This window comes from uncultured Sulfitobacter sp., assembly GCF_947500075.1.
Classification (GTDB): Bacteria; Pseudomonadota; Alphaproteobacteria; order Rhodobacterales; family Rhodobacteraceae; genus Sulfitobacter.
In genome coordinates, this window is record NZ_CANMQS010000002.1 from 285,391 (window position 1) to 300,081 (window position 14,691).

Sequence of the window (14,691 nt, forward strand, 5' to 3'; positions counted from 1 at the left end):
GGACAGATTTGTATAAGGCAGACCAAGAATGATGGACCTCTACGACAGCCAACGCTCCATGCGGAACATGCGCAGGGTTGCGATGCAACGTGGTGTGGTTGCGATTTTGGATGTGGGCAGCTCCAAGATTGCCTGCCTGGTGTTGCGCTTTGACGGGGCCACGTCTTTGGGCGAAGAAGGCGAGATCGGATCGCTGGCCGGGCAGTCCGGTTTTCGGGTGATCGGGGCGGCCACCACACGGTCCCGCGGCGTTCAGTTCGGAGAGATCTGCGCCATGGGCGAGACGGAGCGCGCGATCCGCACCGCATTGCAGGCGGCACAGAAGATGGCGGGCATCCGCGTCGATCACGTGATCGCCTGTTTCTCAGGTGCGGAGCCGCGCAGCTATGGTCTGGACGCAATGATCGAGGTTGAGGACCAATCCGTCAGTGAGCAGGACGTGGCGCGGGTGCTGGCCGAATGTGACGTGCCGGAATATGGCGAGGGCCGCGAGGTGCTTCATGCCCAGCCCGTGAACTTTGCACTGGATCACCGGTCGGGTCTTGCCGATCCGCGCGGCCAGTTGGGCAACCAGCTGTCTGTGGACATGCACATGCTGACGGTTGATGCCGCCGCTGTGCAGCATCTGGCCCATTGCATCAAACGCTGTGATCTGGAATTGGCCGGGATTGCCTCGTCCTCCTATGTCTCGGGCATTTCATCGCTGGTGGAAGATGAGCAGGAACTCGGCGCGGCCTGTATTGATCTGGGCGGCGGGTCGACGGGCGTGTCGATCTTTATCAAGAAACACATGATTTACGCAGATGCGGTGCGGATGGGCGGGGATCACGTGACCTCCGACATCTCCAAAGGCCTGCAGGTGCCGACCACAACAGCCGAGCGGATCAAGACATTCTATGGCGGGGTGCACGCCACCGGCATGGATGACCGTGAGATGATCGAAATTGGCGGCGATACGGGCGATTATGAACATGACCGCCGTACCGTCAGCCGCGCGGAACTGATCGGCATCATGCGCCCGCGCGTTGAAGAGATCCTTGAAGAGGTGCGCGTGCGTCTGGATGCGGCAGGGTTTGATCATTTGCCCAGCCAGCAGATCGTGTTGACAGGCGGCGGCAGTCAGATCCCCGGACTGGACGGATTGGCGAGCAAGATTTTGGGCCAGCAGGTGCGGTTGGGGCGGCCTTTGCGCGTGCATGGTCTGCCACAAGCCGCAACCGGGCCGGGGTTTTCTTCGGCGGTGGGGCTGTCACTGTTTGCGGCGCACCCGCAGGACGAATGGTGGGACTTCGACATTCCCGCAGATCGGTATCCGTCGCGCAGCTTGAAGCGTGCGGTCAAATGGTTTCGGGACAACTGGTGACCACAATATGCGGTGGTGCTGCCAAGATGGAGACGAAAGAGGCAAGTTTTTGCCCATATTTAGCGGTAATTCCGTGTTTTCTAGGTGACGTTGGGGCCGTCAATCGTTAAGATTGCATGAATTGCGAAATGAAGACGCCCACGGGATATGGGCCAAAAAAACAGGCGGATTAGCAGATGACACTCAACCTTTCGATGCCAGGACATGAAGACCTCAAGCCAAGGATCACCGTTTTCGGTGTCGGTGGTGCTGGAGGCAACGCGGTCAATAATATGATCGAAAAACAACTGGATGGCGTTGAATTCGTTGTTGCGAATACCGACGCGCAGGCGTTGCAGCAGGCAAAGGCCGATAATCGCGTGCAACTGGGCATCAAGGTCACCGAAGGTCTGGGCGCGGGCGCGCGGGCCTCTGTCGGGGCGGCTGCTGCTGAAGAATCAATCGAACAAATCGTTGATCATCTGGCGGGCGCGCACATGTGCTTTATCACTGCTGGCATGGGCGGCGGCACTGGGACGGGCGCAGCACCGATCATCGCGCAGGCCGCGCGGGAGCTGGGTGTCCTGACCGTTGGTGTTGTGACCAAGCCTTTCCAGTTTGAAGGCGGCAAACGCATGCGTCAGGCCGAGGAGGGTGTTGAGGCCCTGCAAAAGGTTGTCGATACGCTGATCATTATCCCCAACCAGAACCTGTTCCGTCTGGCCACTGAGAAGACAACATTCACCGAAGCATTCTCCCTTGCGGATGATGTGCTGTATCAGGGTGTGAAAGGTGTCACGGACCTGATGGTCCGTCCGGGCCTGATCAACCTCGACTTTGCTGATGTGCGCGCCGTGATGGATGAGATGGGCAAAGCCATGATGGGCACAGGCGAGGCCGATGGCGAAGATCGCGCCATTCAGGCGGCTGAGAAAGCCATCGCCAACCCGCTACTGGACGAGATTTCCCTGCTGGGTGCCAAGGGCGTGCTGATCAACATCACCGGTGGTGATGATCTGACCCTGTTTGAACTGGACGAAGCCGCCAACCGCATCCGCGAGGAAGTGGATCCGGATGCCAACATCATCGTGGGCTCCACGCTGGATCAGGGCATGGGCGGCACGATGCGCGTCAGCGTTGTGGCAACGGGCATCGATGCGTCCGGCGTGAAGACCGAGATCCCTGTGCCGCGCCGCTCCATGAGCGCGCCGCTACAGCCGCAGGTTGAGGCCGAAGAAGACCGCGCGCCAGCAGTTGCTGCAAAGGCCGCCCCTGTTGCCGCCGCCGCGGAAGTTTATGAAGACGAGGGTGATCAGGCACCGCTGTTCGAAGATCTGGCGACCCAGCGTGCTGTGGCGGAAGAGCGTGTCGAAGACATGTTCGCCGAGCGGGCGCAGCGGCAGACCGCAGATGATCTGCCACCCCCTGCATACCAGCCACAGGTCACCGCATTTGAGCCGCGCCGCGATGAAGACAGCATCGAAGCAGAGCCAGAGAGCTTTGTCGCCCCACGCGCACCTGCACCCGGCACACCGTCACCCGAAGCACTGGCCCGCTTGCGCGCCGCAGCTCAGAAAGCGGCACCGCAGCAGTCTCCGGCAGCATCTGCTCCGGCACCGCAGGCATCACCTGCCGCTGGGGCGCAGCCCGCAGCGCAGGGTGGCGACAAGCCCCGCTTTGGGATCAATTCGCTGATCAACCGGATGACCGGCCATGCGGAAGGGGAGGCACCCGCAGCCCGTCCCGTGCGCCAGCAGCCACCTGTTCAGCAGCCTCAAAACCGGGCAGCTGCCGCAGCACCACAGCCACAGGAAGCGGCTGATCCGGATCAGGAACGGATCGAAATCCCGGCTTTCCTGCGCCGTCAGGCGAATTAAGTCAAAAAACACCGTGTATCAGGGGCTGCCTTCGGGCAGCCCTTTTTCGTTTTTGTTTCAAAGAGTTGAAATGCGATCAGCGCAATTCGGCCCAAGTGTTACAGCCATGTTTCAGTCCGTTGCAAAGATTGAGTTGAGGCTTTGCAACCCAACGCGTACCTCAGGGTTCAACTTAGACAGCGATCTATGAACCTGAGGTTAGGCACGTGCAAAACACGATCAAATCCCCGATCAGCTTCGGTGGCAAAGGCCTGCATTCAGGTGCACCTGCCACGCTGACGATCCGTCCGGCGGGTGCCCATCATGGTATATGGTTTTCGCGCACGGATGTCGCCCTCGGCGACCGTTTGATCCCTGCGCGTTGGGATGCGGTCAACCGCTCCCCGCTGTGCACCAAGCTGGAGAATGCCACGGGTCTGTCCGTCTCTACGGTAGAGCATCTGATGGCCGCACTGGCCGGATGCGGTATTCATAACGCACTGATCGAAATTGACGGCCCCGAAGTGCCGATCCTGGACGGTTCTGCCGCGCCTTTCGTGCGCGGCATCATGCAGCGCGGCATTCGCAAGCTGGCGGCCCCCGTGATGGCCTTCGAAGTGCTCAAGGAGATCACCGTCACCGAAGGAGACGCATCGGCCACGATCGCCCCTTCCGACACGCTGCGCATTGATTTTGAAATTGATTTCGTCGATCCAGCCATTGGCCATCAGCAGAAGTCGCTGGTGATGAACAACGGCTCTTTCGCGCGCGAGCTATGTGACAGCCGCACGTTCTGCCGTCAGGCGGATGTGGACACGATGCAGGCCAATGGGCTGGCGCTGGGTGGTGATTCAGGTGAGAACGCGGTGGTTTTCGACGGTGACAAAGTGCTCAGCCCTGGCGGTCTGCGCCACGCGGATGAGCCTGTGCGCCACAAGATGCTGGACGCCTTGGGTGATCTGGCGCTGGCGGGGGTGCCGCTTCTGGGGCATTACACCGGCAAACGGGCAGGGCATGCCCTGACCAACACCTTGCTGCGCAAGGTTTTTGCGACACCCGGCGCCATTCGCATGATCACCTGCGATGCCGAAACCGCCGCCCGCCTGCCGGGGCATGGGCTGGTCTGGGACGAAATTCCACAAGTTGCGTGATGCCGCGCCGCGCACAATCACGGCAGTTGTCCGCAATCGTCGCACGCGCCCATTGAAGGCTCTCCCAAAGCAATGTATTCCGATCAGACGTGGAGCCAGAACCGCGCTATCGCATTTTGGTGACGCCCGCGCGGAAAAGTGCAAACGGCGTTTTGCTAGCCAGATTAATGTGCTAGCAATCTGCAAAAGGGGCTTTGACCCCATTGAGTGTTGAGACGAAGGGTGCAGGCATGGCGGGTGCAAAGTCGCGTCAGCGGATGATAGGTGCAGTTTTTGCGCTGTCGGCCCTTGCGGCATGCGGCGCGGTGGACCGTGCTGGCCGTGTGACCTCTAACCTCTTCAATCCGCAAGAGATTCCGCTTGAAACCTACACTGCTGAGCAGATTTTCGAGCGTGGCGAATATGAGCTGAACCGCAAGAAACCCGGTCAGGCGGCCTTCTACTTCTCTGAGATTGAGCGTCTGTATCCCTATTCTGATTGGGCCAAGCGCGCGCTGATCATGCAGGCGTTTTCCTATCATCAGGACAAGGATTACCCCAACAGCCGGTCTTCGGCGCAGCGCTACATCGACTTTTTCCCCGATGATGACGATGCGGCATACGCGCAGTATCTGCTCGCGCTCAGCTATTATGACCAGATTGACGAAGTGGGTCGCGATCAGGGCCTGACCTTTCAGGCGCTGCAATCCCTGCGCGATGTCATCGAACGCTATCCAGACAGCGAATACGCCAAATCCTCCATTCTGAAGTTCGATCTTGCCTTTGATCACCTCGCGGGCAAGGAGATGGAAATCGGGCGCTATTACCTGCGCCGCGACCACTATACGGCTGCGATCAACCGCTTCCGGGTTGTGGTTGAGGAATTTCAGACCACCACCCACACTGCCGAAGCCTTGCACCGCTTGGTCGAATCCTATCTGTCACTTGGCCTGACGCAGGAAGCGCAGACCGCAGGCGCCATTCTGGGTCACAACTATCGCGGCTCCGAGTGGTATGAGGACAGCTACAAACTGCTGACCGGGCAGGGCCTTCAGCCTGCGTTCTACAGGGACAACTGGCTCGGCTCGATCTATCGTCAGACGATCAAAGGCGAGTGGCTGTAACGCGCCCCGCCGCTTGGGTGGACCACCATGCTGCGCGGACTTGATATTTCCGACATGCTGATCATCGACCGGTTGGAGCTTGGATTCCAGCCGGGCTTGAACGTGCTGACCGGTGAGACTGGCGCGGGCAAGTCTATCTTGTTGGATTCGCTTGGTTTTGTGCTGGGCTGGCGGGGCCGGGCCGATCTGGTCCGTCAAGGGGCCGCGCAGGGCGAAGTGACCGCATGGTTCGATCTGGACCCCGATCACCCGGCCCATCAGGTCTTGGAAGAGGCGGGTTTGCCCGGCGGGGATGAGTTGATCCTGCGCCGCATCAACACGGCAGAAGGGCGCAAGACCGCATGGGTCAATGACCGCCGCTGTTCGGGCGAAGCCCTGCGCGCCTTGTCGGAGACGCTGGTTGAACTGCACGGCCAGCATGATGATCGCGGTTTGCTGAACCCGCGCGGGCACCGCAACATTCTGGATGACTTTGCAGGCAACGCCGCGGCGCTGAAAAAAGTGCGTAAGGCGTGGTCGGCCATGGGCACGGCCCGCGCTGCTGCCGCTGCTGCGGAAGCGCAACGCGCGGCCATCGCGGCAGAGGAAGATTTCCTGCGCCACGCCGTTGCGGAACTGGACAAGCTGTCCCCCGAAGAGGGGGAAGAAGCCACGCTGGACACCAAACGCCGTCAGATGCAAAGCGCGGAGAAAATCCGCGCCGATGTCATCAATGCCTATGAAATCATGGGACAATCCGGGGCCGAACGGCATCTGGGCGATGCCCTGCGTTGGCTCGATGGGGCGGCGGAACGGGCCGAAGGCGCGTTGGAGGCACCGATGGCTGCCCTGAACCGCGCGATGCTCGAACTGGATGATGCGCTCAGCGGTGTGGCAGATGCGGTCGACAAGATGACCTTCAACCCGCTTGAGCTGGAGGAGGCGGAGGAGCGCCTGTTCGCGATCCGCGCGCTGGCCCGTAAACACGATGTCGCTCCGGATGATCTGGCGGGATACGCTACAACGCTGCGGGCAAAACTGGACGCGCTTGATGCTGGCGAAGCGGCGCAGGTTGCGCTTCAGGCAGCGGTGCGCAAGGCCGAAGCGGACTATGCCGAAGCGGCGGACGCGCTGACCAAGGCCCGCACCAAGGCTGCGCAAAAGCTCGACAAGGCCGTCAGCGGCGAACTTGCACCCCTCAAGATGGAACGCGCGGTCTTTGCCACGCAGATCACGGGAAGCGATCCGGGCCCGGAAGGGCAGGACGACGTGTCCTTTACCGTGGCCACCAACCCCGGCGCGCCTGCCGGACCCTTGGGCAAGATCGCGTCGGGCGGCGAACTCAGCCGCTTCCTGCTGGCGCTCAAGGTGTGCCTGACCAAGGGCCAGACGGGTCTTACGCTGATTTTTGATGAGATTGACCGGGGCGTCGGCGGTGCCACGGCGGATGCGGTCGGGCGGCGGCTGGCGGCCCTGTCTGCCGACGGGCAGGTGCTGGTTGTGACCCACTCCCCGCAGGTGGCGGCCCTTGGCGCCCATCACTGGCGGGTGGAAAAGGCCGTGCACAAGGGCGTGACGACGTCCACCGTTGTGCCGCTGGATGCGCCGGAACGGGTGGATGAGGTGGCCCGGATGCTGTCCGGCGATACCATCACCGAAGCCGCACGGGCTGCGGCCAAGGCTTTGCTGGCGGGGTAGGACCATGGGACGCGAACAGGGGCATCACGTCGAATTATCGCCCATCTGCTTGACCCTGCACCCCGCGCACCCTGTTATGGTGCCATGACCACCCCACCGCCTTCCTTCCTTGCCGGGCAGATCAGCGCTGCCAAAGCGGCGTGCAAACAAGGCTGGCACGTGATGCGCGAACGGGGGCCGGGCAAGATCACCTTCTGGTTCATTGCCCTGCTGATCGGGATCGCCGCCGGGTTTGCGGCCCTGTTTTTCCGCAAGGGGATCAGTTGGTTGCAAACCACTGTTTACGGGACCGAAGACGTCTATACCCTGCACAGTTTCCTGACCGGGTTGCCATGGTACTGGATCGTGCTGATCCCCACCTGCGGCGGTTTGGTCGTGGGGCTGATCCTGCACAATTTCACCCATGACGCGCGGGCGCGGTCGGTTTCTGACGTGATCCTCGGCGCTGCATTGCACGACGGCCGGGTGGAGACGCGGGCCGGTGTCGCCTCCGCCATTGCGTCGCTGATCACGCTGGGCACGGGCGGTTCGTCGGGCCGGGAGGGGCCTGTGGTGCATATGGCCGGGGTGATCTCCACCTGGGTCAGCCGCCGGTTGCACGCCGATGGCATCACCGGGCGGGATCTGTTGGGCTGCGCGGTGGCCGCCGCCGTTTCTGCCAGCTTCAACGCGCCCATTGCGGGGGCCCTGTTCGCGCTGGAAGTGGTGTTGCGCCACTTCGCTGTGCATGCCTTTGCCCCGATCGTCATCGCCTCTGCCGCAGGCACGGTGATCAACCGGATCGAGTTTGGCGGGGTGACGGAATTTTCGCTGCCCACGTATAACGAACTGCAATTCTACGTCGAACTGCCGGCCTTCCTGCTGTTGGGCCTGACCTGCGGGATTGTCGCGGTGGCGCTGATGCGCAGCATTTTCTGGGCCGAGGATTTTGGCAACTACGTGCAAGACCGCACCGGCTGGCCGCGCTGGCTGCGCCCGGCGGTGGCTGGGATGATACTGGGCGTGATCGCGCTGTGGTTCCCGCATATCATCGGTGTGGGGTATGAAACCACGTCACTGGCGCTGACCGGGCAGTTGGGGCTGTGGGACGTGATCATCTTCACCATCCTCAAGGTGGCTGCTGTTGCGATCACCTTGGGTGGGCGCATGGCGGGGGGCGTGTTTTCCCCGTCGCTGATGATCGGCGCGCTGACGGGCCTCGGGTTCGGTCTGATTGCCACGGGCGTGTTTCCGGATGTCTCCGGCTCTTCCTCGCTCTATGCGCTGGCGGGGATGGGGGCGGTGGCCGCGGCCGTGTTGGGCGCGCCGATATCCACCACATTGATCGTGTTTGAGTTGACGGGGGACTGGCAGACAGGGCTGGCCGTGATGGTGGCGGTCAGCATGTCGACGGCGCTGTCGTCCCGGATCGTGGACCGCAGTTTCTTCCTGACCCAGATCGAACGGCGCGGCATTCATCTCGCGGCAGGTCCGCAAGCCTATCTTTTGTCGATGTTCCTTGTGGCCCGGATCATGCGCCGCCCGGATGATGACCGCGCCGCAGATGAGGAACAATGCTGGGCGCTGATCAACGAAGGCACCTACATCGATGGCGCGGCCACCCTTGAAGCCGCGATGCCGGTCTTTGAGCAGTCAGGCGCGCGGTTCTTGCCGGTGGTGGCGCTCAGCCCCGACGCGCCGCCCGAATTGCTGGGCGCGCTCTTCCATGTGGATGCGTTGAAAGCCTACAACCGCGCCCTTGCGGCCACCGCGGCGGAAGAGCATTCGTAGCTATATCTGCTCAACCGTGATTTCCTCAACGCCGTAGAAGGCCAGATAATCCTTGATGTCCGCCGCCGCATCTTTGGGCGCCTCGTAAGACCAGACCGCGTCTTTCAGCGTCCGGCTTTTGGTCACGACATCAAAGTACCGCGCATCCCCCTTGTGCGGGCAATGGCTGGTGGTGTCGGTGGCATCCAGAAAGGCCATGGCGATATCGCCCCGCGGAAAATAGATCACGCCGGGGTATTCCCCTTCACGCAGTTCAAGCGCCGCACTGCTTTCGCCCAGAACCGCGCCGCCTGCGCGCACGGTCCAGGTGCCCGGTGCCTTCTTGATGGTGATGTAATCTGCCATGTCTCTTCCCCCTCAACCAGTCCTCTACCGCGCCTTACACAGGCGCTGTTGCGGCATCCAACCACAGTTTCACCTCCGGCGATACCCGCGGCCCGATTTTTGTCGCAACCTCAGCGTGATAGGCATTGAGCCAGTCGCGCGCGTCTTTATCCAGCAGCTCTGTAACAATCAGACGACGGTCAATGGGCGCAAAGCTGAGCGTTTGCCAACACAGCATCTCCCGATGCGCATCGCCGCCCGGCAGATCGGGCGCAGGGCGCACCACCAGCAGGTTTTCAAGGCGGATGCCAAAGGCCCCTTCGCGGTAGTATCCCGGCTCATTCGACAGGATCATGCCCGGCAGCAGGGGCACATCGCTGATCTTGCTGAGCCGTTGCGGGCCTTCATGCACGCTGAGATATGCGCCAACCCCGTGGCCCAACCCGTGGTCAAAATCCTGCCCCGCCATCCACAACGGCAGGCGTCCGACGGCTTCGATATGCTGCCCGGCCAGCCCCGCAGGCCAGCGCAAGCGGCTCATGGCGATCATGCCTGCCAGCACGCGGGTAAACGCCTGCGCGGCCTCCGTTGGCGGTGTCCCAATCGGCACGGTGCGGGTAATGTCAGTGGTTCCATCCAGATACTGCCCGCCGGAATCGAGCACCAGCAAATGCCCGCCTTCCAGCGTGCTGTCGCTCTCCTCGGTCACACGGTAGTGCATGATGGCCCCATGCGGCCCGGTGCCTGCAATGGTCTCAAAGCTGATGTCTTTCAGGGCGTTGTCCTTGCGGCGAATGCCTTCCAGCTGGCTGACGACCTGCGTCTCCCGCAGGCTGCCCGCGGGCTGCGCGTCCAGCCATGCCAGCAAGGTACATAAAGCCGCCCCATCGCGCAGATGCGCCTCCGCGCTACCCGCAATCTCCGCATCGTTCTTGCAGGCCTTGGGCAGCGCGCAAGGGTCACTCCCCCAGTGCACCTTGTCGCCCAGGGCATCGGCAATTGCGATGGGGGCCGTTGATTTCTCCAGCAAGACGGGCCCTTCAAGCGCGGCCAGCGCCGCCAGCACCTGTTCGGGTGCATGAGGTGTCACATCAGGCCCGAGATGGTCCGACACTTCCGCCAGTTTAAGCGCATCCATGAACAGATCGACCCGCCCATCGACATGCAAAACCGCAAATCCATGCGCCACCGGGTTATGGGCAATATCCGCGCCCCGGATGTTCAACAACCAGCACAAGCTGTCTGGCAGGGTGATCACCGCACAGGCCGCGCCCGCTTCGGCAATCGCGGCCCCGAGCCTGCGTTGCTTGTCGCCGTGGCTTTCCCCTGCAAACTCCAGCGGATGCACCTTGGCAGGTGCCATCGGTGCCTCCGGCTGATCCGCCCAGATCTGATCCACCAGATTGGCGCACCGCTGAAACGTCACGCTCGTGCCCGCCAGCGCCTTCTCTGCCGCTTCAATCTGCCCCGGCGTGTGCAACCAGGGATCAAAACCCACGACACCGCCATTGGGCAATTGTTCCCGCAACCAATCCGCCATCGACGTCTCGGGCCAGGGCACGGGCGTGAAGTGATCCAACGCCACTTGCCCCTTCACCTGCGTGCGATACCGCCCGTCGATGAACACCCCGGCACCCGCCTGCAAGGCCACACAGAACCCGGCTGATCCGGTAAAGCCCGTGAGCCATTTCAACCGCTCATCCCGCGCGCTGACATATTCGCCCTGATGCGCATCTGCCCGCGGCACCAGAAACCCATCCACGCCCGCAGCCGCCATGGCTTCACGCAACGCCTGCAACCGGGGCGGCCCCTGTTCCGGCCGCGATGCCACCTCAAATGATTGAAACATCACTGCTCCTTCCAAATGGTTTAAAAAAACCCGGAGGTCTGGAGGCTGGCCTCCAGTCCCTCACCATCACCCCGCGCGACGGATGCCCATCACACGCGCCCGTGCCCGCGGATCACTGTCAAACAGCGCCGCCAATTGTTCCGTAATCGCCCCGGCCAGCTGATCCACATCCGTGATCGTCACCGCCCGGTCATAATACCGTGTCACGTCATGGCCGATGCCGATGGCCAGCAGTTCCACGGCCTTCTTGCGCTCCACCATGGCGATCACATCGCGCAGGTGTTTTTCCAGATAGTTGGCCGGGTTCACCGACAGGGTGGAATCGTCCACCGGCGCACCGTCGGAAATCACCATCAGGATCTTGCGCGCCTCATGCCGCGCCAACATCCGGCGGTGGGCCCATTCCAGAGCCTCCCCGTCGATGTTCTCTTTCAGCAGACCTTCCTTCATCATCAGCCCCAGATTGGGCCGGGTCCGCCGCCATGGCGCATCTGCGGATTTGTAGATAATGTGGCGCAGATCGTTCAGACGCCCCGGCTGCACCGGGCGGCCATCGTTCAGCCACGCCTCCCGCGCCTGACCGCCTTTCCACGCGCGGGTGGTAAAGCCGAGGATTTCCACCTTCACATTGCACCGCTCCAGCGTGCGCGCCAGAACATCCGCGCAGATTGCCGCAATCGAAATCGGACGGCCCCGCATGGAGCCGGAATTGTCCAAAAGCAGCGTCACACAGGTGTCGCGGAATTCGGTGTCTTTTTCCTGCTTGAAGCTCAACGGCGTGGTCGGGTTCGCCACGATCCGCGCCAGACGGCCCGCGTCCAGCGTGCCTTCCTCCAGATCAAACTCCCAGGACCGGTTCTGCTGCGCCTGCAAGCGCCGTTGCAGCTTGTTCGCCAAACGGCTCACGGCGCCCTTGAGCGGCTCCAACTGCTGATCGAGATAGGCGCGCAGGCGTTCCAGTTCCACCGGTTCGGCCAGATCCTCTGCGCCGATCACCTCATCATGGGTGTCCATATAGACCAGATAATTCGGGTCGGCGTCCGACACGGGCGCAGGGGCAGGCGGCTCCATCGGCGCGTCGCCTTCGGGCATCTCCGCCTCTTCACCAAGTTCCTGATCGGCCATATCGTCCATGGAGACCTGCGCCTCCGACGTGTCCTGCTGGTCTTCCTGAGACTGCTCCGCGCTGCCTTCGGTGTCTTCCTGTTCGTCGTCGTCCTGACCGGTGCTGTCGGGATCCTGTTCCTCTTCTGCGCCTTCTTCGGCTTCGTCCTGATTGTCCTCGTCCATCTGATCCGGGTCATCGCCCAATTGATCGCCGTAACCGAGGTCAGAGATCATCTGCCGCGCAAATTTTGAGAACGCGGCCTGATCGTGCAGGATCTCGTCGACATTCTCCAGCGTGCCGCCGGCCTGATCCTCGATGAACCCGCGCCACAACTCCATGGCGTTTTCCGCCCCGGCAGGCAGGTCGCGGCCCGTGGCCAGATGGCGCACAAGGTATCCCGCAGCCGTGGCCAGCGGTACATCGCTGGCCTGTTTGGCCTGATCATAGCCCTTGCGCAGGGCCTCATGTTTGATCTTCACGTCGATGTTGCCCGCCGTGCCGGGCATGTCGCGCGCGCCCATGGCTTCGCAGCGGGCGGTTTCCATCGCTTCATAAAGGTCGCGCGCCATCTCTCCCTGCGGCGCGTATTTCGCGTGGGTCTGGCCATTGTGATAGCGCCGGTTCAGCGCCAGCGCATCCGCCGTCCCGCGCGCCAGAAGCACCTCTTCGCGCGTCATGCGCCGGGAGACCTGCGGCAGACGCATGTTTTCGCCCGACAGACCAGATGGGTCGACGGAATAGGTGACGCTCAACTCAGGATCGTTGGCCATCACCTTGGAGGCTTCGGCGAGGGCCTTTTTGAAGGCGTCGGCGGGATTGTCGGATGGCTTGCTCATAGCCGCATAATAGAGCGCTTGAGACAGGGAAGACCATGCCTTTGCGGCGAAAAAGATAGGGGGAGCGGCGCGGTGTCAGAGCACCAAAGCGTCACATTCCGAGATGTCACGGGCCAGCCGCGCTGCCGCGCGGGCCTGACGGCCGGGATCGGTGGCGAAATTGGCGTCGTTGTGCAGATAGGCATGGTCGCGCCACGCCTGGAATTTCGCATTGGCTGCGTGGGTCTTTGGCATGCCGTAGGCTTCGGCCGCGGGCAGGACGGCGTCCAGCAGATCTTCAAAGATGGCGCGGTTGGCGCGGGGCTGGGTGAACTCGGTAGATTGCGAGGCCTGCGCGGCATAGCGGCCTGCGCAAATCGCAAATGCCTCTGCCTGTTGGGACGGAGAGGACGGCAGGGCCGACGCGCTGCTGGCGGCAGCAAGAAGGGCCCATGTGCTAAAATAGCGCCGAATCGCACAAAAAACAGTCATGTTACGATTTTATGACAGAAACCTGTGTCGCTGATTAAAATCGGGTTTCAACCTGTGTTTTCAGCACAAAATGAAACACGCAGGCCACGAAAAGCCTGCGTGTGATCAACAATAGCGATATTCGGCGCGGATTATGCCGCAGCAGCGGTCAGCCGAGGCTGACGCTCGCCGCACTTTCTGGCAGTTCCTCATCAAACAAACGCTGATAGAACTCGGCAACCGTCTGGCGCTCCAACTCATCACATTTGTTGAGGAAAGACAGACGGAACGCATAGCCGACGTTGCGGAAAATCTCGGCGTTCTGCGCCCATGCGATCACTGTCCGGGGGGACATCACGGTGGACAGCTCCCCGTTCATGAAGGCCGTCCGGGTCAGGTCCGCCACGGTCACCATCTGCTTGACGGTCTTGCGGCCCTCAGCGGTATTGTAATGCGGGTTCTTGGACAGGACGATCGCGGTCTCCGCATCGATGCTGAGATAGTTCAGCGTCGCCACCAATGACCACCGGTCCATCTGGCCCTGGTTGATCTGCTGGGTGCCGTGATAGAGGCCCGTTGTGTCGCCCAGACCCACGGTGTTGGCCGTCGCAAAGATGCGGAAATAGGGGTGCGGTTCGATCACCTGATTCTGGTCCAGCAGCGTCAGCTTGCCGTCCACTTCCAGCACCCGCTGGATCACGAACATCACGTCCGCGCGGCCCGCGTCGTATTCGTCAAACACGATGGCCGTGGGATTGCGCAGGGCCCAGGGCAGGATGCCTTCCTGAAAATCGGTGACCTGCTTGCCATCGCGCAGTTTGATCGCGTCTTTGCCAATCAGGTCGATCCGGCTGATGTGGCTGTCAAGGTTCACCCGCACGCAGGGCCAGTTCAGACGGCTTGCCACCTGTTCGATGTGCGTCGATTTGCCCGTGCCGTGATAGCCCTGAATCATCACCCGGCGGTTGTTGTTGAAGCCTGCAAGGATCGCCAGCGTGGTGTCGGGATCGAACTTGTAGGTGCTGTCCAGATCGGGCACGCGGTCAGAGTGCTCGGCAAACCCCTTCACCGTCATATCGCTGTCAATTCCGAAGACTTCGCGGACGCTGATCTCCTGAGTTGGTTTTGTGTCGATATCGAGCGCGCCGTCGGCCATGTCTTTCGTCCTTGCTGGGGTGCTGCCCCGGATGGGCTGCATAACGCCGCCCGTGGTGCAACATATCTG

11 protein-coding genes are annotated in these 14,691 nt (G+C 61.8%); 6 read left to right on the plus strand and 5 right to left on the minus strand.

Features of this window, described 5'->3' with window-relative positions:
* Positions 1 to 28 precede the first annotated feature (28 nt).
* From ftsA to Q1A91_RS06340, 6 genes are all read left to right on the plus strand, one after another.
* Positions 29 to 1,363, plus strand: a complete 1,335-nt coding sequence (ftsA, locus tag Q1A91_RS06315) for a cell division protein FtsA (RefSeq protein WP_299874512.1) — start codon at positions 29 to 31, stop codon at positions 1,361 to 1,363.
* A 176-nt stretch (positions 1,364 to 1,539) separates the two neighbouring features.
* Complete coding sequence (gene ftsZ / locus Q1A91_RS06320; RefSeq protein ID WP_299874514.1) at positions 1,540 to 3,219, plus strand: cell division protein FtsZ; 1,680 nt, start codon at positions 1,540 to 1,542, stop codon at positions 3,217 to 3,219.
* Between the two features lie 206 nt (positions 3,220 to 3,425).
* Positions 3,426 to 4,349 (plus strand): UDP-3-O-acyl-N-acetylglucosamine deacetylase, encoded by a 924-nt coding sequence (gene lpxC, locus Q1A91_RS06325; RefSeq protein WP_299874517.1) that lies wholly within the window; start codon positions 3,426 to 3,428, stop codon positions 4,347 to 4,349.
* A gap of 230 nt (positions 4,350 to 4,579) precedes the next feature.
* The gene (locus tag Q1A91_RS06330) at positions 4,580 to 5,452 is read left to right on the plus strand and encodes an outer membrane protein assembly factor BamD (RefSeq protein ID WP_299876133.1); all 873 of its coding nucleotides are present in this window, start codon (positions 4,580 to 4,582) and stop codon (positions 5,450 to 5,452) included.
* Positions 5,453 to 5,479: 27 nt separating this feature from the next.
* Positions 5,480 to 7,129 carry a DNA repair protein RecN gene (gene recN, locus Q1A91_RS06335; RefSeq protein ID WP_299874519.1) on the plus strand — a complete coding sequence of 550 codons (1,650 nt, stop codon included), beginning with the start codon at positions 5,480 to 5,482 and terminating at the stop codon, positions 7,127 to 7,129.
* Positions 7,130 to 7,213: 84 nt separating this feature from the next.
* Complete coding sequence (locus Q1A91_RS06340) at positions 7,214 to 8,899, plus strand: chloride channel protein (RefSeq protein ID WP_299874522.1); 1,686 nt, start codon at positions 7,214 to 7,216, stop codon at positions 8,897 to 8,899.
* Here the strand turns inward: Q1A91_RS06340 and Q1A91_RS06345 are convergent, their stop codons facing one another.
* From Q1A91_RS06345 to cobS, 5 genes are all read right to left on the minus strand, one after another.
* Positions 8,900 to 9,244, minus strand: a complete 345-nt coding sequence (locus Q1A91_RS06345) for a DUF427 domain-containing protein (RefSeq protein WP_299874525.1) — start codon at positions 9,242 to 9,244, stop codon at positions 8,900 to 8,902.
* 34 nt (positions 9,245 to 9,278) lie between these two features.
* Entirely contained in the window at positions 9,279 to 11,072 is a 1,794-nt protein-coding gene (locus Q1A91_RS06350; RefSeq protein ID WP_299874528.1) for an aminopeptidase P family protein, read from the minus strand.
* Positions 11,073 to 11,138: 66 nt separating this feature from the next.
* On the minus strand, positions 11,139 to 13,016 hold the full coding sequence (gene cobT, locus Q1A91_RS06355; RefSeq protein WP_299874532.1) for a cobaltochelatase subunit CobT: 1,878 nt from the start codon (positions 13,014 to 13,016) through the stop codon (positions 11,139 to 11,141).
* Between the two features lie 75 nt (positions 13,017 to 13,091).
* Positions 13,092 to 13,487, minus strand: a complete 396-nt coding sequence (locus Q1A91_RS06360) for a hypothetical protein (protein WP_299874535.1) — start codon at positions 13,485 to 13,487, stop codon at positions 13,092 to 13,094.
* Positions 13,488 to 13,635: 148 nt separating this feature from the next.
* The gene (gene cobS / locus Q1A91_RS06365) at positions 13,636 to 14,622 is read right to left on the minus strand and encodes a cobaltochelatase subunit CobS (protein ID WP_299874538.1); all 987 of its coding nucleotides are present in this window, start codon (positions 14,620 to 14,622) and stop codon (positions 13,636 to 13,638) included.
* Positions 14,623 to 14,691 lie beyond the last annotated feature (69 nt).